Here is a 23,497-nt window from a genome sequence, read left to right as displayed (position 1 = left end):
CGCGCCACCCCGGTACCGCCGACGTACAGCTCCCCCGCCACACCCACCGGCACCGGCTGGAGCAGCCCGTCCAGCACGTACATCGTCATGTTGGGGACGGGGCGGCCGATCGGCACGATCTCCGAGGGCTGCGCTTCCGTCACCGGGTAGATGCAGGTGCCGACGGACGCCTCGGTCGGCCCGTACTCGTTGATCATTCCGCCGGGGCCGAGCAGGTCGAGCCACCGGTTGGCGACCTCGCCGGGGAAGGCCTCCCCGCCGGCCACGACCGTCCCGGTCAGCGCGGCGAGGGTCGCCTTGTCCAGCTGGTGGGCGAGGATCTCCAGGTGTCCCGGGGTCAGCTTCAGGAAGCTGTACGGGGCGCCGGCGGCCAGGTGTTCGCCCAGTCGGTCCAGGCCGATGTCCTGGGAGAAGGTGTGCACGGCCTGGCCGGCGACGAGCGGCGCCCACAGGTTCGGCACCACCAGGTCGAAGGCGACGGACGAGAAGAGGGCGGTGCCCCCGGTCCCCCGGGTCAGCCACTCCCGCGCCGCCCAGGCGACGTGGTTGACGAGGCCCCGGTGCGGCAGCTCGACGCCCTTCGGCGTTCCCGTCGAACCCGACGTGAAGATGACGTACGCCAGCCGGTCGATATCATCGGTCCGCTCCGGCGCCGTCACCGGCAACCCCGCGACCGACGGCCGCGAGGCGTCCAGGACCACCCGGGCACCCGACGTCTCGACGATCGCCGCGACCCGCTCGGCCGGATAGGACGGGTCCACCGGCACATACGCCGCGCCCGCCTTCCACACGCCCAGCAGCGACGCGATCAGCTCGGGACCGCGGTCCAGGACCACCGCCACCCGCGACTCGTCACCCACCCCCCGCTCCCGCAGGAAGTGCGCGATCCGGTTCGCGCGGGCATCCAGCTCCGCATAGGACAGGGTGACGTCGCCGGAGCGGACCGCGGTGGCCTCCGGCGTCCGTACCGCCTGCGCCTCGAACAGCTCCAGGACCGACCGCGTCTCGGCCTCGTGACCCGTCTCGTTCCACTCCACCACCTGCCGCCGGTACTCCTCCGCCGGCAGATGCGCCTCCCGCGCCGAACCCTCCGGGTCCGCCGCCATCGCCTCCAGCACCGAACGGAACATGGCCGCGACACCGTCGAGGTGCCGCTGGTCCACGACGTGGTTGTTGGCGTGCAGGTTGATCGATCCGCCGAGTGCCGAGACCCGCAGCCCGAACTCGAGGGCGCCCTCGCCGACCGTGGCCTGGGTGTCGATCAGGCCGTGGTCGATCTGCCGGAAGTCCTGGTAGGTGAAGGGCGCTTCGATGATCCGGTCGCCGGCGGCCAGTTCGTGCTGGATGACCGGCATCGGGAAGGCGCGGTGCCCCCAGAGTTCCGTCTCCCTGCCGTAGACCCGCGCCACCAGTTCGCGCCAGGTGCGGGCCGAGCGGTCGTGGGCGAAGGGCAGCGTGTTGAGGTGCATGCCGTAGACGGCGTCGGCGCCCAGGACCTCGGGCCTGGCGTTGCAGACGAGGCCGGTGAAGAAGCGCTCCTGGTCGGTGAGCAGGCTCATGGTCTTCAGGTGCGCCGCGTGCAGCACGCTCTTGAGCGAGGCGCCGGCGGCCGAGGCCAGGGCGCGCAGCGGCTCCTCCAGGTCCGCGTACGGGATCCTGCTGCGGCAGGCGACCGGCGCCGTGTCCGCGCGCTCGGCCCAGCCGGCCGGCAGGGCGAAGCGGTCGTGGCCCTCGATGATCTCCTGCCAGTAGGCGCGGTCGTCGGCGGAGGCGAGCGCCTCGCGTTCGGCGGCGATGAAGTCGGCGAACCGGACGGCGGCCGTCGGGTCGTCGCCGGGCGCCTCGCCGTTCCTGGCGCGCCGGTACTCGCCGAGCACCTCCATCAGGAGGTTGCTGTGGCTCCAGCCGTCCAGGATGACGTGGCACTGGGTCACCGACAGCCACCAGGCGCCGTCGCCCTCGACATGTGCGCCGAGCCGCAGCAGCGGGGCCGTGGTCAGGTCGAACAGCTCGGCGCGCTCGTCGGCGGTGAACTTCCGCAGGGAGTCGGCCAGCTCGGACTCGGTCAGGCCCCGCAGGTCCCGGAAGGTGACGACGGGTGCGGCGTCCGGGTGCACCAGCTGCATGGGCACGGAGTACGAGGTGAGGTCGAGGGACGTGCGCAGCACCTCGTGGCGGCCGGTGAGCACCGCCGCCGCCGTCCGCAGCGCCTCCGGGGAGAAGGGCTGCTCGTCACGGATCCGGACGGAGACCACGTTGTGGTACTTGTGCCGGCTGTCGCCGCTCTGCATCTCGACGACCATGCCGAGCTGGACCTGCGACAGCGGGTAGGCGTCGGCGAGCCCGGCCGGGAGCCGGTCCCGGTCCTCGTCCGCCACCAGGGCGAACGGCGCCGTCGGCGCCGTGGCGTCGGCGGCCGGGGCGGGCCGGCCGGTGGCCAGTTCGGCGAGCGCGGCCACCGTGCGGGCGGCGAGCACGTCGCGTACGGCCAGGTCGTGGCCCGCGGCGCGCAGGGCGCCGACCACGACGAGGGCCCGGATGGAGTCGCCGCCGAGGTCGAAGAAGCCGTCCTCGACACCGACCCGCTCGACACCGAGGGCATCGCGCCAGATACCGGCGATCTGCTCCTCGGTCGCGGTGCGCGGAGCGACGTAGGCGCGGTCGCTGCCCAGCGCGGCGCCCTCCGGGACGGGCAGGGCCCGCTTGTCGAGCTTGCCGTTCGTGGTCAGCGGCAGCGTGGCCAGCGGCACGAACGCGGCCGGCACCATGTACTCCGGCAGCGATGCCGCCAGGTGCGCCCGCAGCTCGCCCAGGCCCGGCACCTGCCCGGCCTTCGCGGCCACGACGTAGCCGACCAGCCGCTTGTCGCCCGGGGCGTCCTCACGCACCACCACGACCGCCTCGCGCAGCCCCGGATGCGCGCCCAGCACGCTCTCGATCTCGCCCGGCTCGATCCGGAACCCGCGGATCTTCACCTGGTCGTCGGCGCGTCCGACGAACTCCAGGCTCCCGTCGGGCAACCGCCGCGCCAGGTCCCCGCTCCGGTACAGCCGTGAACCCGCCGGACCGAACGGGTCGGGCACGAACCGCTCGGCCGTCAGCCCCGGCCGGTTCAGATAGCCGCGCGCCACACCCGGGCCCGCGACGTGGATCTCGCCCGTCACCCCGATCGGCACCAGGTCCCCGTTGCCGTCGAGGAGGTGGACGCGCAGGTCGCTGAGCGGGCGGCCGATCGGGTTGCCGGCCTGCGGGTCGAGGTCGCGCCTGGTGAGCCGGTGGTAGGTGGTGTGCACGGTGGTCTCGGTGATCCCGTACATGTTCACCAGGGCGGTACGGGCCAGGCCGAGCCGGTCGGTCCACGGCTTGAGGTCGGCGACCTCCAGCTTCTCGCCGGCGAAGACGACGGCGCGTACCGACAGCTGCTTGACCCGGCGGTCCCCGTCACCGGCCGCGGCGACCAGGCCCCGGAAGGCGGACGGCGTCTGGCTGAGGACGGTGACCTCTTCCTCGACGAGGAGGTCGAGGAAGTCCTCCGGGGCGCGTGCCGTGTCCGCCGGTACGACCACGAGGCGACCGCCGTGCAGCAGCGCACCCCACATCTCGAACACCGACACGTCGAAGGCGTAACTGTGGAACAGCGACCACACGTCCGTCTCGTCGAACGCGTAGTGCTCCTGCGCCGTCGACATCAGCCGCACCACGTTGGCGTGGGTCAGCGCCACGCCCTTGGGGCGCCCCGTCGAACCGGACGTGTAGATCGTGTAGATCAGGTTGTCCGGGCTGCCCGCGACCCCCGGATCGTCCGCCTCCTGCGCGGCGATCAGCTCGGCGTCGCCGTCGAGCAGCAGCAGCTCGCCCTCGAAGCGGCCGTCGAGGATCCCGGCCAGCGCCGAGGTCGTCACGACCACGGGGGCCGCCGTGTCCTGAACGATGAACGCGAGACGGTCCACCGGGTTCGCCGGGTCCAGCGGCGCGTACGCCGCGCCGGACTTCAGCACGCCGAGCAGCGCCGGCAGCAGGTCCGGGCCGCGCTCCAGGCAGATGCCCACGAGCGTCTCCGGGCCCACGCCCCTGGCCCGCAGCACCCGCGCGATCCGGTTCGCCCGCGCGTTCAGCTCCGCGTACGACAGCGTCACCTCCCCGCACGTGACCGCTCCCGCGTCCGGCGTCCGTGCCACCTGCTCCTCGAACAGCTCGTGCACCCGGCGGGTGACGGGCTCCGCGGACTCGGTGCTCTGTTCGCCGAGCAGCCGCTCACGCTCGCCCGCGGGCAGGCACATCGCGCGGGCGTCGCCGTCGGCGTCGGCGGCCATCGACTCCAGGACCGCCCGGTACATGCCGGCGAGGCGTTCGGCGTGGGCCCGGCCGAGGACCTGGGTGGAGGTGGACAGGACGATGTCGCCGGCGGTGGCGTGGACGGAGAGCCCGAACTCGGTGGGCGTCTCGCTGATGCGGACGCCGGAGTCGACCAGCTCGTCGTCGACCTGGTGGAAGTCGACGAAGTTGAACAGGACGTCGATCAGCCGGCCCGCGCGCGCCTCTCGCTGGATGGCGGGCATCGGGTAGCGGCGGTGGTCCCAGACCTCCAGCTCCCGCTGGAAGACCTGGCCCACCAGCTCCCGCCAGGTGCGGGCGCGCCGGTCGTGCGCGAACGGCAGTGAGTTGAGGTGCATGCCGTAGACCCGCTCGGCGCCCGCGACCTCGGGCCGACCGTGGCAGACGAGTCCGGTGAAGAAGGCGGCGTCGCCGGTGAGCTGGCTCATCACCTTCAGGTGGGCGGCGTGCAGCACGCTCTTGAAGGAGGCGCCGGTGGTGGTGGCCAGGGCGCGCAGGTCGTCGGCCAGGTCATCGAAGGTGACCTTGACGCGGTGGGAGCCCGCCGGTTTGTCCTTGGCCTCGGCCCAGCCGGCCGGAAGCTCGAACTTGACGTGCTCGGTGACGATGCCGGACCAGTAGGCGCGGTCGTCGTCGTCGGCCAGGGCCGCCAGCTCGCCGGCGATGAAGTCGGCGTACCGGACCGGGAGCTCCTCGTGGTCGACGGGGCTGCCGTCGCGCACCGCCCGGTAGGTCTCCAGGATCTCCATGACCAGCGAGGCGTGGCTCCAGCCCTCCAGGATCACGTGCGACTCGGTGAGGGTGAGCCACCAGGCGCCGTCGCCCTCGATGTGGGCGGCGGCCCGCAGCAGCGGCGCGGTGGACAGGTCGAACAGGTCCTCGCGCTGCGCGGTGACGAAGCCGCGCAGGGCGCTCTCCAGGTCCGCCCGGCCGAGCCCCGTCACGTCGTGCGCCGGGACGGTGACCGGGACGTCCGCGTGGACGACCTGCATCGGTACGGAGTAGCCGGTGGCGTGCACCGACGTGCGCAGCACGTCGTGGCGGGCGACCACGAGCCGGACGGCCTCGGTCAGCGCGGCGGCCGAGAACGGTGTCTCGTCCTTGATCCGGAACGACGTCACGTTGTGGTAGTTGCTGCGCCCGTCGTCGGCGAGCAGCTCCACGACCATGCCGGCCTGGACCTGCGAGAGGGGGTAGGCGTCGAAGGTGCCCGGGGGCACCTTCGCCCGGTCCTCGTCCGTGATGAGTGCGAACGGCCGCACCGCTGCCTCCTCCTGAGTCGTGTCCTGCCAGGTGGCGAGCTGGGCGAGGCGAGCGACCGTGCGGTGCTCGAAGACCTCGCGCACGCCGATGTCGAAGCCGGCCGCGCGCAGGGCGCCGGCCAGCGGCACGGCCCGGATGGAGTCGCCGCCCAGGTCGAAGAAGCTGTCGTGGACGCCGACCCGGTCGATGCCGAGAACGTCCTGCCAGACGGCGGCGATGAGCCGTTCGGCGTCGGTGCGCGGAGCGAGGCGGGTGTCGTCCGGGGCGAGCCCGGTCTGCGCCGGAGCGGGCAGCACGCGCCTGTTGAGCTTGCCGTTGGCGTTCAGCGGGATGCCGTCGAGGGACACGTAGGCCGCGGGGACCATGTAGTCGGGCAGGGCCCGCGCGAGGTGGTCGCGCAGTTCGGCCGGGTCGGGGCCCTCGCCGCCGGCCGGCACGAAGTAGCCGACCAGGCGCTTCTCGCCGGGGGTGTCCTCGCGGACCACGACGACGGCGTCGCGCACCCCGGGGTGGGTGCCGAGCGCGGCGGAGATCTCGCCGAGTTCGATCCGGAAGCCGCGGATCTTCACCTGGTCGTCGATCCGGCCGAGGAAGTCGAGGCTGCCGTCGGGGAGCCTGCGGGCCAGGTCGCCGGCCCGGTAGAGGCGGGCGCCGGGCTCGTTCCCGTACGGGTCGGGCACGAAGCGTTCGGCGGTGAGTCCGGGCCGGTTCAGGTAGCCGCGGGCGACGCCCGGGCCGCCGACGTGGATCTCGCCGGGCACGCCGAGCGGAACCAGGTGGCCCGCGCGGTCGAGGAGGACGGTACGCAGGTCGCCGAGGGGGCCGCCGACCGGGCTGGCGAGCGGCGCCGCCAGGTCCGCCGGGGTCAGCCGGTGGTGGGTGACGTGGACGGTGGTCTCGGTGATCCCGTACATGTTGACGAGCTGCGGGGTGTCGAGGCCCAGCCGCTCGGCCCACGGGGCGAGATCGCCGACCTCCAGCTTCTCGCCGCCGAAGACCACGGAGCGCAGGGCCAGCCGGCCGATGCGCGGGTCGCCGTCGCGGGCGGCGCCGACCAGGGAGCGGAACGCGGACGGCGTCTGGTTGAGCACGGTGACCCGCTCGTCGGCGAGCAGGCCGAGGAAGTCCTCGGGCGAGCGGGCCACGTCCCGGGGTACGACGACGAGCCGGCCGCCGTACAGCAGCGCGCCCCACAGTTCCCAGACGGAGAAGTCGAAGGCGTAGGAGTGGAAGAGGGTCCACACGTCCGCCGGTCCGAAGCGGAACTCCTCGGTGACGGTGAACAGCCGCAGCACGTTGGCGTGGCTGAGGCAGACGCCCTTGGGCTTTCCGGTGGAGCCCGAGGTGTGGATGACGTAGATCAGGTCGTCCGCGGTGGCGAGCGGGGCCGGGTTGTCCGCGGGTTGCGCCGCGAGCGGCGCCGGGTCCTCGTCGAGGACGATCAGCTCACCGTCGTAGCGGCCCTCCAGGGAGCCGGCCGCGGACCGCTCGGTGAGGACGACGGGGGCCTGCGCGTCGGCCGCGATGTAGGCGAGCCGGTCGGCGGGGTAGGCCGGGTCGAGCGGCACGTAGGCGCCGCCCGCCTTGAGGACGCCGAGGAGCGCGGGCACCAGGGCGGCGGAGCGCTCCAGGCAGACGCCGACCAGGGTCTGCGGTCCGACCCCGCGGGCGCGCAGCAGGTGGGCGACGCGGTTGGCGCGGGCGTTGAGTTCGGCGTAGGTGAGCCGGGTGTCCTCGAAGGTGACGGCGACCGCGTCCGGGGTGCGGGCCGCCTGCTCCTCGAAGGCGCCGTGGACGGTGCGGGGGTCCGCGGGCGCCGTGGGCCGGGTGGCCCAGTCGGCGAGCAGCACCTCCCGCTCGCCCGGCGGCAGGTAGGCGGCCCGGGCGTCGCCCCGCGGGTCGGCGGCCATGGACTCCAGGACCGCCCGGTACATGGCCGCGAGGCGTTCGGCGTCCGTACGGGAGAGGCTGGCGGTGCTGGTCTTCAGGTTCAGGTGGCCGGCCAGGGTGGTGACGGCGAGCCCGAACTCGATGCCGCCGGAGCCCATCCCCGACTCGACGTCCACGAGGTCGGTGTCGACCATCCGGAAGTCCTGGTAGTTGAAGACCACGTCGACGAGCCGTCGGCCGGCTCCCGTGCCGTGTGTCCGCTGCATCTCGGGCATCGGGTACTGGCGGTGGGGCCAGAGCGCGACTTCCTGGTCGAAGACCTGGCGCACCAGTTCGTGCCAGGTGCGGGCGGTGCGGTCGACGGCGAAGGGCACGGTGTTGACGTACATGCCGTAGACGCGGTCGGCGCCCGCCGCCTCGGGGCGGGTGTCGGTGACGAGCCCGGTGAAGAAGGACTCCTCGACGGTGAGTTGGCTCATCACCTTCAGGTGGGCGGCGTGCAGGACCGCCTTCAGGGAGACCTGAGCCGTCGACGCGAAGGTGCGCAGCCGAGGCTCCAGGTCGTGCAGCGGCACCCGGACCCGGTAGCTCTCCGCCGGGCCGGTGTGGGCGGTGGGGGCGGGGAGTTCGAACCTCTCGTACGTGTCGGTGATCCGCTGCCAGTACGCGCGGTCCTCCTCGGACTCCAGGGAGGCCAGTTCGGCGGCGATGAAGTCGGCGAAGCGCACACCGGGCGCGGCGGGCGCGGTGACCTCGCCGGGCGCGGCACCGGAACGCAACTGCTCGTAGGTGTCGAGGAGTTCCATCATCAGGGCGTGGTAGCTCCAGCCCTCGGTGATGGCGTGCGACTCGGTGAGGGCCAGGTGCCAGGCCTGGTCGCTCTCGACGAGCGCGGCGACCCGCAGCAGCGGGGCGGCCGACAGGTCGAAGACGTCGGCCTTCTCGGCGGCGACGAACGCGCCGAGCGCCGCGTTCTGCGCGGCGGGGTCCTGCCCGCGCAGATCGTGGACGGCGACCGGCGTGGCGGCCTCGGTGTGCACCAGCTGCATCGGTACGGAGAAGCCGTCGAGCCGGAAGGACGTGCGGAGCACGTCGTGGCGCGCCGTCACCAGCCGGACCGCCCCGGCCAGGGCCTCGGGGTCGAAGGGCACCCCGTCACGGATCCGGTTGACGCTGACGTTGTGGTACTTGGCGGCCGCCGTGTCGGTGAGCATCTCGACGGCCATGCCGACCTGCACCTGGGACAGCGGGTAGGCGTCGTCGAGACCGGTCGGCAGCCGGTCGCGGTCCGCGTCGGTGACGAGGGCGAAGGGGGCGACCCCCGGCTCGGGCTCGGCAGGGGCGGGGCGGCCGGTGGCGAGTTCGGCGGCGGCCGCGACGGTGCGGCCCTCGAAGATCTCGCGGACCCCGAGGTCGAAGCCGGCCTCGCGCAGGGCGCCGATCAGCGAGACCGCGCGGATCGAGTCGCCGCCCAGGTCGAAGAAGCTGTCGTGGACGCCGATCCGGTCGACGCCGAGAACGTCCTGCCAGACCTCGGTGATGCGCTCTTCGGCGCGGGTGCGGGGTGCGACGTAGGCCGCGTCGGCGGCGAGTGCCGCGCGGTCGGGGGCGGGCAGCGCCCGCTTGTCGACCTTGCCGTTGGCGGTGAGCGGGAGGGTGTCGAGGACGACGTAGGCGGCGGGCAGCATGTAGTCGGGCAGGGCGCCCGCGAGGGCCTCGCGCAGGGTGGCGGGGGCCGGGGTGTGGCCGTCCGCCGCGCTGACGTAGGCCGCGAGCTGCTTGTCGCCGGGGGTGTCCTCGCGCACGACGACGACGGCGTCCCTGACCTCGTCGAGGCGGGCCAGGGCCGTCTCGATCTCGCCGAGTTCGATGCGGAAGCCGCGCAGCTTGACCTGGTTGTCGACGCGGCCGATGAACTCGAGCCCGCCGTCGTCGAGCAGCCGCACCGAGTCGCCGGTGCGGTACAGGCGGGCGCCGGGCCCGTCCCCGTACGGGTCGGGCACGAAACGCTCGGCGGTCAGGTCGGGGCGGCCGTGGTAACCGCGGGCGAGGCCCACTCCGGCGACGTACAGCTCGCCGGGGACGCCCGCGGGCACCGGCCGCATCGCGGCGTCGAGCACCCGCAGCACGAAGCCGGGCATGGGGTGGCCGATCGGCGGGGTCACCGCCCCGGCCAGCGGTTCGCTGACGGAGGCGCAGACGGTCGTCTCGGTGGGCCCGTACGCGTTCAGCATGCGCCGCCCGGGCGACCAGGCGGCCACCAGGTCGGGGGTGCAGGCCTCGCCCGCGACCACCAGGGTCGCGGCGGCCGGCAGCCCGCCGTCCGGGGGGAGCACGGTGAGCGCGGTGGGCGGCAGGGTGAGGTGGGTGACCCCGTGTTCGACGGTGAGCGAGGTCAGTCCGGGGCCGGGCATCAGCCGGTCGGCGGGGGCGAGGACCAGCGTCGCGCCGGACAGGATCGTCTGGGCGAGGTCGGCGAACGCCGCGTCGAAGCTGATCGAGGCGAACTGCAGGACGCGGTCGCCGGGAGCGATCCCGAAGGCGCCGGCCTGCGCGTCGGCGAGGTTGCGGGTGCCGCGGTGGGTGACGACGACGCCCTTGGGGCGGCCCGTGGAGCCCGAGGTGTAGATGACGTAGGCGGCGTGGTCGACGTCCAGTGCGACGTCGGGGGCGGTGGCGGGCCGGGCGGCGATCCGGTCGGCGTCCCCGTCGAGGAGGACGACGGCCGCGTCGTGGGCGGGCAGCTTGGTGAGGAGGTGTTCCTGGGTGACCAGGACGGGCAGCGCGGAGTCCGCCAGCATGTACGCGAGCCGGTCGGCGGGGTAGGCCGGGTCGAGCGGCACGTAGGCGCCGCCCGCCTTCATGATGCCGAGCAGGCCGACGACCAGGTCCGGGCCGCGTTCGGCGCTGATGCCGACGAGGGTCTCGGGTCCGACGCCGAGGCCGGTGAGGTGGTGGGCGAGGCGGTTGGCGCGGGCGTCGAGTTCGGCGTACGTGAGGGTGGTGTCCTCGTACACGACCGCGACGGCGTCCGGGGTGCGGGCGACGTGCGCGGCGAACTGCGCGGGGACGGTCCGGGGTTCGGCCGCGGTCGCGGGACCGGTCAGCGCGGCCAGCAGCGCGCGCTCGCCCGGCGGCAGCCGGTCGGCGCGCGCGTCACCGTTCGGGTCGGCGGCCATCGCCTCCAGGACCGCCTGGTACAGGGCGGCCAGCCGCTCGACGTTCCGGGTGCTGAGGGCGTGGGTGTGGCTGCTGAGACCGAGGTGTCCGCCGAGCACGGAGACGTGCAGGGCGAACTCGGTGGCGGCGTCGTGCACCGCGCCCGCCATGTCCACCTGGCCGGTGTCGACCTGGTGGAAGTCGAGGTAGTTGAAGACCACGCTGATCAGCCGGTGGCCGCCGGCCAGCCGCTGGATCGCGGGCAGCGGGTAGCGGCGGTGCGGCCAGGTGCCGGCCTCGCGGGCGAAGACCTGCTGGGCCAGCTCCCGCCAGGTGGCGGCGGAGTTCCGGTCGAAGGGGTGCGGCAGTGTGTTGAGGTGCATGCCGTACACCCGCTCGGCGCCCAGGGCCTCGGGACGGCCGTGCGAAACGATGCCGGTGAAGAACGCCGGCTCGTCCGTCAGCATGCTCATCACCTTCAGGTGGGCGGCATGCAGGACGCTCTTGTACGAGACCCGGGCCGCGGCCGCGAACGCCCGCAGCGGACGCTCCAGCCGGCGCAGGTCGACGCGGGCCCTGGACGGGCGGCGCGGGCCGTCCGCCTCGGCCCAGGAGGCGGGGAGGTCGAAGGGCGCGTACGTGTCGAGGGTGTGCTGCCAGTAGGCGCGGTCGTCGGCGGAGTCCAGGGACTCCAGCTCGCCGGCGATGAAGTCGGCGTACCGGACGGCGATCGGCTCGTGCGCGTCCGCGACGCCGTTGTCCCTCAGCTGCCGGTAGCAGTCGAGGATCTCCATCAGCAGGGAGTGGTGGCTCCAGCCCTCGGTGACGACGTGCGGCTGGGTCAGACCCAGGTACCAGGAGTCGTCGGCGTCGACGAGCGCCGCGATCCGCAGCAGCGGGGCGGCCGTCAGGTCGAAGAGCCGGGCGCCCTCGGCACGCCGGAAGCCGGCCAGCGCCTCGGCGCGCTCCTCGTCGGTCGCCAGAACGCTCAAGTCGTGGACGGCCACCGGGACTTCGGCGTGGGCGTGCACGAGTTGCAGGGGCACCGAGTAGGCGGCCAGCTCGATCGACGTGCGCAGGATGTCGTGGCGGCCGGTGACCGTACGGGCGGCCGCGCGCAGCGCCGCCACGTCGAAGGGGGCACCGTCCGGGTCCTGGATCCGGAAGAGGCTGACGTTGTGGTACTTGTTGCCGCCCTCCTCGGCGAGCATCTCGACGACCATGCCGGTCTGCACGAGGGAGAGCGGGTACGCGTCCTGGATCCCGGCGGGCAGTGCGTCCCGGTCCGCCTCCGGGAGGAGGGCGAAGGGTGCCACACCGATCGACGCGGCCGTCTCGGGCGCGGGCCGGCCGGTGAGGAGTTCGGCGAGCCGGGCGACTGTGCGGTACTCGAAGACGTCGCGCACCCCGATGTCGAAGCCCGTGGCGCGCAGCGCGCCGACCAGGGCGACGGCACGGATGGAGTGGCCGCCGACGTCGAAGAAGTCGTCGTCCACCGAGATCCGCTCGCGCTCCAGGACTCGGCGCCAGACGGCGGCGATCTGCTCCTCGGCGTCGGTGCGCGGGGCGACGTGGCCGTCCTGCCCGGGCTGCCCGCCGTCCGCGTCGGGGGCGGGCAGGGCGCGGCGGTCGACCTTGCCGTTGGCGTTGAGGGGCAGGGCGGCCAGGGCGGTGAAGGCGGCCGGGATCATGTAGTCGGGCAGGCGCAGGCCGCAGAAGGCGGCCGGGTCCTCGACGGGCTGCCCGTCGTCGGTCGTGTAGTAGGCCGCGAGCCCCCGGTCACCGGCGTCCGTCTCGTGGACGGTGACGAACACCTCCCGCACGTCAGGATGTTCGGCCAGTACGGCCTGGACCTCGCCGAGTTCCACGCGGTAGCCGCGGATCTTGACCTGGTCGTCGAGCCGGCCCAGGAACTCCACGTTCCCGTCCGCACGCTGCCGCACCAGGTCACCGGTGCGGTAGAGGCGGGTGCCCGGGACGCCGTACGGATCCGGCAGGAACCGCTCCGCCGTCAGGTCCGGACGTCCCGCGTACCCACGCGCCACCCCGGTACCGCCGACGTACAGCTCCCCCGCCACACCCACCGGCACCGGCTGGAGCAGCCCGTCCAGCACGTACATCGTCATGTTGGGCAGCGGACGGCCGATCGGCACGACCTCTGAGGGCCTTGCCTGGGTCACCGGGTGGATGCAGGTGCCGACGGACGCCTCGGTGGGCCCGTACTCGTTGATGAGCCGGCCGGGCCCGAGTGCGGCGAGCCAGCGGCCCGCGACCTCGCCGGGCAGCGCCTCACCGGCGACCACGACCGTCCCGGCCAGGGACGCCACCGTCTCGGGGTCCAACTGGTGGCCGAGGATCTCCAGGTGCCCCGGCGTGAGCTTGATGAAGCTGTACGGGCCCTGAGCCACCAGGTGCGCACCGAGATCGGCCATGTCGACCGCCCCGGACACCGTGTGCACGGCCTGCCCCACGACGAGCGGCGCCCACAGGTTCGGCACCACGAGGTCGAAGGCGACGGACGAGAACAGCGGCGCCCCGCCCGTGCCCCGCGACGCCAGCTCCCGTGCCGCCCAGGCGACGTGGTTGACGAGGCCGCGGTGCGGCAGCTCTACGCCCTTCGGCGTGCCCGTCGAACCCGACGTGAAGATGACGTACGCCAGCCGGTCGAGATCATCGGTCCGCTCCGGCGCCGTCACCGGCAACCCCGCGACCGACGGCCGCGAGGCGTCCAGGACCACCCGGGCACCCGACGTCTCGACGATCGCCGCGACCCGCTCGGCCGGATAGGACGGGTCCACCGGCACATACGCCGCGCCCGCCTTCCACACACCCAGCAGCGACGCGATCAGCTCCGGACCACGGTCCAGGACCACCGCCACCCGCGACTCGTCACCCACCCCCCGCTCCCGCAGGAAGTGCGCGATCCGGTTCGCGCGGGCATCCAGCTCCGCATAGGACAAGGTGACGTCGCCGGAGCGGACCGCCGTCGCCTCCGGCGTCCGCAGCGCCTGCGCCTCGAACAGCTCAAGCACCGACCGCGTCTCGGCCTCGTGACCCGTCTCGTTCCACTCCACCACCTGCCGCCGGTACTCCTCCGCCGGCAGATGCGCCTCCCGCGCCGAACCCTCCGGGTCCGCCGCCATCGCCTCCAGCACCGAACGGAGCATCCCGGCCAGGCGGTCGGTACCCTCCCGGCTCAGGGCGCTGGGCGAGGCCGTGAGGACCAGGTGGCCGATGCGGGCGGAGACGCCGAGCGGGAACTCGGTCGGGCTGTCGTCGATGCTCGCCAGGTAGTCGACGCGGTCGCGGTCGACCTGGTCGAAGTCGTGGTAGCTGAAGCGCATGTCGATCAGGCGCTCGCCGTCGGCGAGTTCGCGCTGGATGACGGGCATGGGATAGGCCCGGTGCGGCCAGAGTTCGATCTCGCGGGCGAAGACCTGGGCGACCAGCTCGCGCCAGGTGCGGGCCGAGCGGTCGTGCGCGAAGGGCAGCGTGTTGAGGTGCATGCCGTACACCCGGTCCGCGCCGAGGACCTCGGGCCTGGCGTTGCAGACGAGGCCGGAGAAGAAGCGCTCCTCCTCGGTGATCAGGCTCATCGTCTTCAGGTACGCCGCGTGCAGCACGCTCTTGAGCGACGCGCCCGCCTTCGTCGCCAGCGCCCGCAGCCGGTCCTCCAGGTCGTGGAAGGGGACGGGGACGCGGCAGGGCTGTCCGGCGTCCTGGTCGTCGCCGGTCCACAGGGCCGGGACGGACAGCCGGGCGTGGTCGGTGACGATGTCCTGCCAGTAGTCGCGCGAGTCCGGCGAAGCGAGCGTCGACAGTTCGGCTGCGACGAAGTCCGCGAAGCGGGCCGTGGGCCCGTCCGGCGCGGCGGCGACGGGCTCGCCGTCCCGGGCCCGCCGGTACTCCTCCAGGACCTCCATCAGGAAGGAGTGGTGGCTCCAGCCGTCCAGGATCGCGTGGCACTCGGTGTTGGTGAGCCACCAGCTGCCGTCGCCCGCGAGGTGCGCGTGCAGTCGCAGCAACGGGGCGGTGGCCAGGTCGAAGAGGTCGGCGCGCTCGGCGGCCGTGAACTCCCGCAGGGAGAGAAGGAGCGCCTCCTCGTCGAGGGCGCTCAGGTCGCGCACGCCGACGGTCATCTCCGCGTGGGCGTGCACGAGTTGCAGCGGTACGGAGTAGGCGGAGAGGTCCACGGAGGTGCGCAGGACGTCGTGCCGGGCGGCCACGACGGCCGCCGCGTCGCGCAACGCGGCCTCGGAGAAGGGCCGTTCGTCGCGTATTCGGAACGAGGTGACGTTGTGGTACGGGTGCTTGCCGTCGTCGGTCAGCATCTCGACGACCATGCCGAGCTGGACCTGCGACAGCGGGTAGGCGTCCGCGAGGCCCTCCGGGAGACGGTCCCGGTCCTCGTCCGCCACCAGGGAGAACGGCGCGACGGTGGCGGGCCGGGCGGCCGGCGCCGGGCGGCCGGTGACGAGTTCGGCGATGCGGGCGACGGTGCGGTGCTCGAAGACGTCGCGCACGGCCAGGTCGTACCCGGCGGCGCGCAGCCGTCCGACCAGGGTGACCGCCCGGATGGAGTGTCCGCCGAGTTCGAAGAAGCCGTCCTCGACGCTCACCCGGTCGAGGCCGAGCACGTCCTGCCAGACCTCGGCGATCCGCTCCTCCACGACGGTGCGCGGGGCGACGTACGCCGTCGCGCCGACGGCGTCCTGGCCGGGGGCGGGCAGGGCGCGCCTGTCGAGCTTGCCGTTGGTGGTCAGCGGCAGCCGGTCGAGGACGACGAAGGCGGCCGGGACCATGTATTCGGGCAGCGCGGCGGCGAGCAGCGCGCGCAGCTGGGCCGGGGCTGGGGCGTCGGCGTCGTCCGCGGTGACGTAGGCGACGAGCCGGACGTCGCCGGGGGTGTCCTCGCGGACCAGGACGACCGCGTCGCGGACGGCCTCGTGGGCGGCGAGGGCGTTCTCGATCTCGCCGAGTTCGATGCGGAAGCCGCGGATCTTGACCTGGTCGTCGGCGCGGCCGAGGAACTCCAGCTGGCCGTCGGGGAGCCGGCGGGCCAGGTCGCCGCTCTTGTAGAGGCGGGCGCCGGCCGGGCCGTACGGGTCGGGGACGAAGCGCTCGGCGGTCAGCTCGGGGCGGTTGAGGTAGCCGCGGGCGACGCCCGGACCTCCGACGTGGATCTCGCCGGGGACGCCGACCGGCACCAGCTCGCCATTGCCGTCGAGGAGGTGGACGGTCAGGTCGGCCAGGGGCCGGCCGATGGGGTTGCCGGACCGCGGGTCGAGGTCCGCGTCGGTCAGCCGCCGGTAGGTGGTGTGCACGGTGGTCTCGGTGATCCCGTACATGTTCACCAGGGCGGTACGGTCCAGGCCGATGCGCTCCGCCCACGGGCCCAGCTCGGAGACCTCCAGCTTCTCGCCGGCGAAGACCACGGCGCGCAGGGCGAGCCGGTCGACGCGCGGGTCGCCGTCGCGGGCGGCGCCGGTCAGCGCGCGGAACGCGGAGGGCGTCTGGTTGAGGACCGTGACGCCCTGGTCGACCAGCAGGTCGAGGAACTCCTCGGGCGAGCGGGTGACGGCGAAGGGGACGACGACGAGGCGACCGCCGTGCAGCAGCGCGCCCCACATCTCCCAGACGGAGACGTCGAAGGCGTAGCTGTGGAACAGCGGCCACACGTCGGTTGCCGCGAAGGCGTAGTGCTCCTGGCCGCGCGCGAGGAGGCGCACCACGTTCTCGTGGGTGAGGGCGACGCCCTTGGGGCGGCCCGTGGAGCCCGAGGTGTAGATGGTGTAGATCAGGTTCTGGGGGGAGCCGGCCACGCCGGGGGCGGTGGCGGGCTGGGCGGCGAGGAGGGCGGCCTCGGTGTCCAGTTCGACCACGTCGCCCTCGTACCGCCCGTCGAGGACGCCGGCCTGTGCGGCGGTGGTCAGCACCACCGGGGCGTCGGCGTCCTTGACGATGTACGCGAGGCGGTCGGCGGGGTTGGCGGGGTCGAGGGGCAGGTAGGCGGCGCCCGACTTGAGCACGCCGAGGAGTGCGGGCATCAGTTCGATGCCGCGTTCCAGGCAGATGCCGACCAGGTCCTCGGGGCCGACACCCTTGGCGCGCAGCAGGTGCGCGATGCGGTTGGCGCGGGTGTCCAGTTCGGCGTACGAGAGTTCCTGGTCCTCGAAGACGACGGCCACGGCGTCCGGGGTGCGGGCCGCCTGCGCCTCGAAGACCTCGTGGACGCGGCGGGTGACCGGCTCCACGCGCTCGGGGCCGCCGGCGAGCAGGTCCCGCTCGTCGGCGCCGAGGATGGCGGCCGAGGACAGGCGCGCGGCCGGGTCGGTGGTGACGGTTTCCAGGAGGCGCAGCAGGTGGTCCGCCATGCGCTCCACCGTCGCGCGGTCGAACAGGGCGGTGGCGTACTCGAAGCGGCCGGTGAACGAGCCGTCGGCGCCCTCGGTCAGCTGGAGGTCGAGGTCCGTCTTCGCGACGTGGCCGGTGCCGAGGTACGGCTCCGCCGTGAGCCCGGCCAGCTCGAAGGCGGCCGTCCGCTCGCCGTGCATGGTGAACGCCACCTGGTAGAGCGGCGTACGGGACATGTCGCGCTCCGGCTGGAGCCGGTCCACGAGCTGCGCGAAGGGCACCGCCTGGTGGTCGAAGGCGTCGAGCACGGTGGAGCGGGTGGCGTCGAGCAGTTCGCCGAAGGACGCGTCCGCGCTCCAGCGGCCGCGCAGGACGAGGCTGTTGATGCCGTAGCCGATCAGGCCCTGGAGTTCGGGCAGGGTGCGCCCCGAGCCGACGGTGCCGACGGCGACGTCGGTGCGGCCGGTGTAGCGGCCGATCAGGCCCTGGAACGCGGCGAGCACCACCATGAAGGGGGTGGCCTCGTGGTGCCGGCCGGTCGCGCGGACCCGGTCGGCGAGCGGGGCGGGCAGGGTGAAGGCGACGGAGTCGCCGGCAGCGTCCCGCACGGCGGGCCGCGGCCGGTCGGCCGGCAGCTCCAGCGCCTCCAGGTCCGCCAACCGCGCGGTCCAGTAGTCGAGTTGCCGGGCCAAGGCGCCGCCGTTCAGCTCCGCGCGCTGCCAGGCCGCGTAGTCCGCGTACTGCACCGGCAGGGGGGCCAGTGGGTTGTCGGCGCCGCTGGTGAACGCGTCGTACAGGGCGGAGAGTTCCTGGCCGAGGACGCCGGTGGACCAGGCGTCGCAGGCGATGTGGTGGAAGACGACCGACAGCACGTGGTCGTCGGCGGCGCGCCGCAGCAGCCGGGCGCGCACCGGCCACTCGCCCGCCAGGTCGAAGGACCGGCTCATGTCGTCCTCGACGGCACGCAGCAGGCTCCGCTCGTCCGCCACATCGGTGACGTCCAGCGCGATGGGGCGCGGCGCGTCGATGACCTGGACGGGTTCGTCACCGGCGAGCGCGTAGCGGGTGCGCAGGATCTCGTGGCGCTCCAGGAGCGTCTGCCAGGCGCGGCCGAGCGCCCCGGTGTCCAGCGGGCCGCGCAGCCGCAGCACGAGCGGCACCAGGTACTCGGTGCTGTTCGGCTCCAGCCGGTTCAGGAACCACATCTGCTGCTGGCCGTACGACAGCGGCAGGGGGGCGTCGCGGTCCGCGCGCGGCACCGTGGTGCGCCGGCCGGCGCCGCGCCGGCCCGCCATCCGGCGGCGCAGCAGCTCGTCGCGGAGTGCCGCGGTGTCCCGGACCGTCTGAGCCTTGTCCCCGGTCATGCGTCGTACCCCTTCACCAGCAGTTCGTCATTCACGAGTTCCGAGTCGGTGAGCGCGGCGATCTCCGCCTTGATGCGCTCCTCGACGGTGGCCGCGAGGCGCGCGACGGTGGGTCCCTCGAACACCGTGCGCACCGCGAAATCGATCTCGAACTCCTCCTGGATGCGGGAGATCAGCCGGATCGCGAGGATCGAGTTGCCGCCCACGTGGAAGAAGTTGTCGTGCGCGCCGGCCCGGGTGCCGAGCAGCTCGGTCCAGATCTCGGCGATGCGTTCCTCGACGGGACCGCTCGGCGGCACCCGGTCCGCCGGCCCGGTGTCCGTGCCGGGCAGGGGCAGGGCGCGCCGGTCGACCTTGCCGTTGGCGTTGAGGGGCAGCGCGTCGAGCGGGGTCCAGACGGTGGGGACCATGTAGTCCGGCAGCAGCCGGGCGCAGTGCGCGGCGAGGGTGTCGGCGAGGTCGCCCACGGGCTCGGGGCCGCCGCCGGGCTCCGGGTCTCCGGGCTCCGGGTCTCCGTGCTCCGGGTCTCCGTGCTCGGGGACGTAGTAGGCGACGAGCTGCTTCTCACCGTTGTCGGTCGCGTGGACGGTGAGGAACGCCTCGCGCACCGCGGGGTGTCCGGCCAGGACGGCCCGGACCTCGCCGAGTTCGACGCGGTAGCCGCGGATCTTGACCTGGTCGTCGAACCTGCCGAGGAACTCGACGTTGCCGTCGGCCCGTCGGCGGACCCGGTCGCCGGTCCGGTAGACGCGGGCGCCGGGCGTGCCGAACGGGTCGGGCAGGAAGCGTTCGGCGGTCAGGTCGGGGCGGTTCGCGTAGCCGCGGGCCACTCCCGTGCCGCCGACGTACAGCTCGCCCGCGACGCCGGCGGGCACCGGCTGGAGCCGGTCGTCCAGGACGTACATCGTCATGTTCGGCAGCGGCCGGCCGATCGGCAGGATCTCCGTGCCGGCCTCTTCGGACGCCTCGGACACCTCGAAGACGCAGGTGCCCACGGACGCCTCGGTCGGCCCGTACTCGTTGACCAGGCGGGTGTCGGGGGCCAGGGCCCGCCACCGCTCCAGGGTGGCCCGCGAGAAGGCCTCCCCCGCCACGACGAGGACCGGGGCCAGCGCACCGGCCTGGGCCGGGGTCAGCTGGAGGGCGAGCACGTCGAGGTGGCCGGGGGTGAGCTTCACGAAGCTGAACGGTTCGGCCTCGGCCAGGTGCTTGCCCAGCTCCGAGAGGTCGGTGTCCTGCGGCAGCAGGAACAGCCGTTGCCCGGTGACCAGCGGCGCCCACAGGTTGGGGACGACGAGGTCGAAGGCGACGGACGAGAAGAGCGGCGCCCCGCCGTAGTCGCGCGGCGCCAACTCCCGCGCCGCCCAGGCTACGTGGTTGACGAGACCGCGGTGGGTGACCTCGACCCCCTTGGGTGTCCCGGTGGAGCCCGACGTGTAGATCACGTAGGCGAGCCGGTCGAGGTCGTCGGTGCGGGTGGGCCGGGTGGCCGGCGCGGCCGCGATCCGGGCCGCGTCGGTGTCGACGAGGACCGCGCCGTCCCCGGCGGCCGCCGTGTACGCGCTCGACGTGATCACCGTGTGCGCGCCCGCGCTCCGGCGCATCACGGTGAGCCGCTCGGCGGGGCAGGCGGGATCGACGGGCAGGTAGGCGCCGCCGGCCTTCCACACCGCGAGCAGGGCCGTGACCAGCTCGGGCCCGCGGTCCAGGAGCACCGCGACCCGCGACTCGGCGCCGACGCCGCGCTCCCGCAGCAGGTGCGCGAGGCGGTTGGCGCGGGCGTCCAGCTCGCCGTAGGTGACGCTTCGGGAGCCGTACGAGAGGGCGGTGACGTCCGGGTCGGCGGTGGCCCAGGCCTCGACGAGGGCGAGAACGGTCTCGGACTCGGCGCTGACCTCGGTGTCGTTCCATCCGACCAGGAGGCGGCCGCGCTCGTCGGCCGACAGGAAGTCGACCTTGCCGAGCGGCAGGTCGGGCTGCTCGGCGACCTGTCGGAGCAGGCTGGTGAAGTGTCCGGCGAGCTGCTCGACGGTGGCGCGCTCGAAGAGGGCGGCGGCGTATTCGAGTACGCCGTCCAGGGCGCCGTCCCCGGTCCTGCGCATGAACAGGGAGAGGTCGGTCTTGGCGACCTGCCAGGCGGCGGTGAAGGCCGCCATGTCCGCGTCCTCCGTGGCGACACTGGTGACGCCCTCGCTGTGCAGGTCGAAGGCGACCTGGTAGAGCGGGGTGCGGGAGAGGTCGCGCTCGGGCTGTAGCTCGTCGACGAGCCGCTCGAAGGGCAGTTCCTGGTGGGCGAAGGCGGCTCGCGCGGCCTGGCTGACCCGGTCGAGGGCGTCGGCGAAGGTGACGTCGGCGTCCAGCGCGCACCGTACGACGAGGGAGTTGAGGAAGAAGCCGACGGTGCCCTCGGTCTCGGGGCGGCCGCGGCCTGCGACGGGGGTGCCGACCGGGATGTCCCAGCTGCCGCTGTAGCGGGCGACCAGGGTGGCGTACGCGGTGAGCAGGGTCATGAAGGGCGTGGCACGGTGCGCCTTGCCCAGCTCGGTCAGCCGGTCGGCCAGTTCGGGCTCGACACGGAAGGGGACGACGGCTCCGCGCGGGTCGCGTTCGGCCGGGCGGGGATGGTCCAGGGGCAGGTCGACGGGCTCGATGCCGGCCAGTGCGGTGCGCCAGTGGGCCAGCTCGCCGGCGATGAACTCCTCGGTGTGCCGGGCGTGCTGCCAGGCCGCGTAGTCGGCGTACTGCACGGCGAGCGCGGGCAGCCGCGGCGCGCGGCCCTCCTCGAACGCGGCGCACAGTTCCCGCAGCTCACGCTCCAGGACGACGGTGGACCACCCGTCGACGGTGATGTGGTGCAGGGTGAGGAGCAGCACGTCGCCGCCGCCGGTGCGGGCGAGCAGCGCCCGCCACAGCGGCCCCGAGGCCAGGTCGAAGCCGCGCTCGAACTGCTCGCGGAACAGCCGCTCCAGGCCGTCGCGGGAGGTGTCCTCGACGCGGAGCTCGACCGGTCGCGCGCCGGCCTCGCCGATCACCTGGTACGGCTCGCCGCCCCGGTCCGGATAGCGGGTGCGCAGCGCCTCGTGGCGGGCGGACAGCGCGTCCAGGGCGCGCCGCACGGTGTCGGCGCCGGTGCCCTCGGGCAGCCGCAGGAAGAGCGGGGCCACCCACTCGGGGCTGCCCGGGTGCATCCGGTCCAGGAACCACAGGCGGCGCTGGCCGGACGACAGCGGCAGTTCGCCGTCGCGCGGGACGGGCACGATCGGGCTCTCGTCGGCGGCGGGGACCTCGATGAGGCCGGCCTGCCCCTCGACGGTGGTGGCCCGCAGCAGTCCGCGCAGCGAGATCTGCGCACCGGACGCGGCGCGCAGCCTCGCCGCGAGGCGGGTCAGCTGGAGGGAGGTGCCGCCGAGGGCGAAGAAGTCGTCGTGCGCGCCGACCCGGTCCACTCCGAGCAGATCGGCCCAGGCGTCCGCGACGAGCCGCTCGGCGGCGGTGCGCGGGGCGGCGAACGACGGCCGGCCGGCGGCGGTGATCTCGCCCGGGGTGGGCAGCAGGGCCCGGTCGACCTTGCCGTTGGACGTGAGCGGGAAGGCGTCGAGGGTGTGGAAGAACGACGGGACGTGGCTCTCGGGGAGCCGCTCGCGCAGGAAGGCGCGCAGCGCGTCGGCCGACGGGCCGGCGGCCTCGGGACCGGCCGCGGTGAGGTGCGCGGCGAGCCGCTTGCCGCCGCCCTCCGCCTCGTACGGCAGGACGACCGCGCCGGTGACGCCGGGGTGGGCGGCGAGCGCCGCCTCGATCTCGCCCGGCTCGATGCGGACGCCGTTGACCTTGACCTGGTGGTCGAGGCGGCCCAGGTAGTCGAGGGTGCGGTCGGAGCGCCAGCGCACCAGATCGCCGGTGCGGTAGAGGCGGGAGCCGGGCTCGCTCGCGTAGGGGTCGGGCACGAAGCGTTCGGCGGTCAGGTCGGGGCGGCCGAGGTAGCCGCGGGCCACGCCGATCCCGCCCGCGTACAGCTCGCCCGGGGTGCCGATCGGGACCGGGTCGCCGTTCGGGTCGAGGACCAGGACGCGCATCCCGGGGATGGGACGGCCGATGGGTATCGCGCCGCTGGTCCGCGCCGGGTCGACGGGCTGGGCGGTGATGTCGATGGAGCACTCGGTGGGCCCGTAGGTGTTCCACACCCCGAGTGCCGGGCCGGCCTTCTCGCGCAGCCGGGCGACGAGTTCGCCGTGCAGTGCCTCACCGGCGGAGAACAGCAGCCGCAGGGAGCCGCAGCCGCTCCAGTCGCCCTCCTCGACGAGGACGCGCAGGACGGAGGGGACCACCTGGAGGACGGTGACGCGGTGGTCGGCCACCGCGCGCAGGATCGCCGCCGGGTCCCGCTCGGCGCCGCGCGGCGCGAGGACCACGCTGCCGCCGCCGACCAGCGGGGCGAAGATCTCCCAGCCGGCCGCGTCGAAGCCGATGGACGTCTTCTGCAGGACGCGGTCGGCGGGGCCGAGGCCGTGCTTGCGCACGGTCCAGCCGACGCGGTTCGCGATGCCCGCGTGGGTGATGACGACGCCCTTCGGGGTGCCGGTGGAGCCGGAGGTGAAGACGGTGTAGGCGGCGCCGTCCGGGTCCGCGCCGCCCGCGGGGGCGGTGTCCGGCAGCTCGGCGGGCACCTCCTCGGGCCCCGCCCGGCGGGCACCCGCGTCGCGTACGGCGCCTTCGAGTGCCGGGCCGGCCAGTACGACCCGGGCGCCCGACGCGCGGACCAGGCCGGTCAGCCGGGCCGACGGCTGCCCCGGGTCCAGGGGCAGGTAGGCGGCCCCGGACTTCCACACCCCGAGCAGCGCGACGACCAGGTCGGCGCCGCGTTCCAGGCCGACGCCGATGACGGCGTCCGGCCCGGCCCCCAGCCCCCGCAGGAAGTGCCCCACGCGGTTCGCCGCGCGGTCCAGCTCCGCGTACGTCACCGTGCGCGCGCCGTCGACGACGGCGACGGCGTCCGGCGTGCGCAGGGCCTGTGCGGCGAACCTCTCGTGCAGTAGAGGGGTGCCTCCGGCCGCCGACGGCCGGGGACGGATGTCGGGGACGTCACCCGACCGCTGTTCGGCGTTCACGAGATCTCCTGTTCCGGATTGCGAAAG

Annotated in this window: 2 protein-coding genes; both read right to left on the bottom strand. The window is 73.9% G+C overall.

All coding sequences use genetic code 11. The features are described 5' to 3' along the window. Window positions 1-18,365: amino acid adenylation domain-containing protein (locus tag ACFW48_RS15815; protein WP_386314870.1), on the bottom strand; the 18,365-nt coding region annotated here is incomplete at its 3' end. After that, a complete protein-coding gene (locus tag ACFW48_RS15810) occupies window positions 18,362-23,470 on the bottom strand; it encodes an amino acid adenylation domain-containing protein (protein WP_386314868.1) in 5,109 nt (1,702 codons plus the stop codon). The genes ACFW48_RS15810 and ACFW48_RS15815, both read right to left, overlap by 4 nt. Window positions 23,471-23,497 lie beyond the last annotated feature (27 nt).

The sequence above is a fragment of the Streptomyces sp. NPDC058812 genome (assembly GCF_042744565.1).
GTDB classification, from domain to species: domain Bacteria; phylum Actinomycetota; class Actinomycetes; order Streptomycetales; family Streptomycetaceae; genus Streptomyces; species Streptomyces thinghirensis.
The sequence above is the reverse complement of the archived record's forward strand: the minus strand, read 5'-3'. Positions and strand labels throughout refer to the sequence as shown.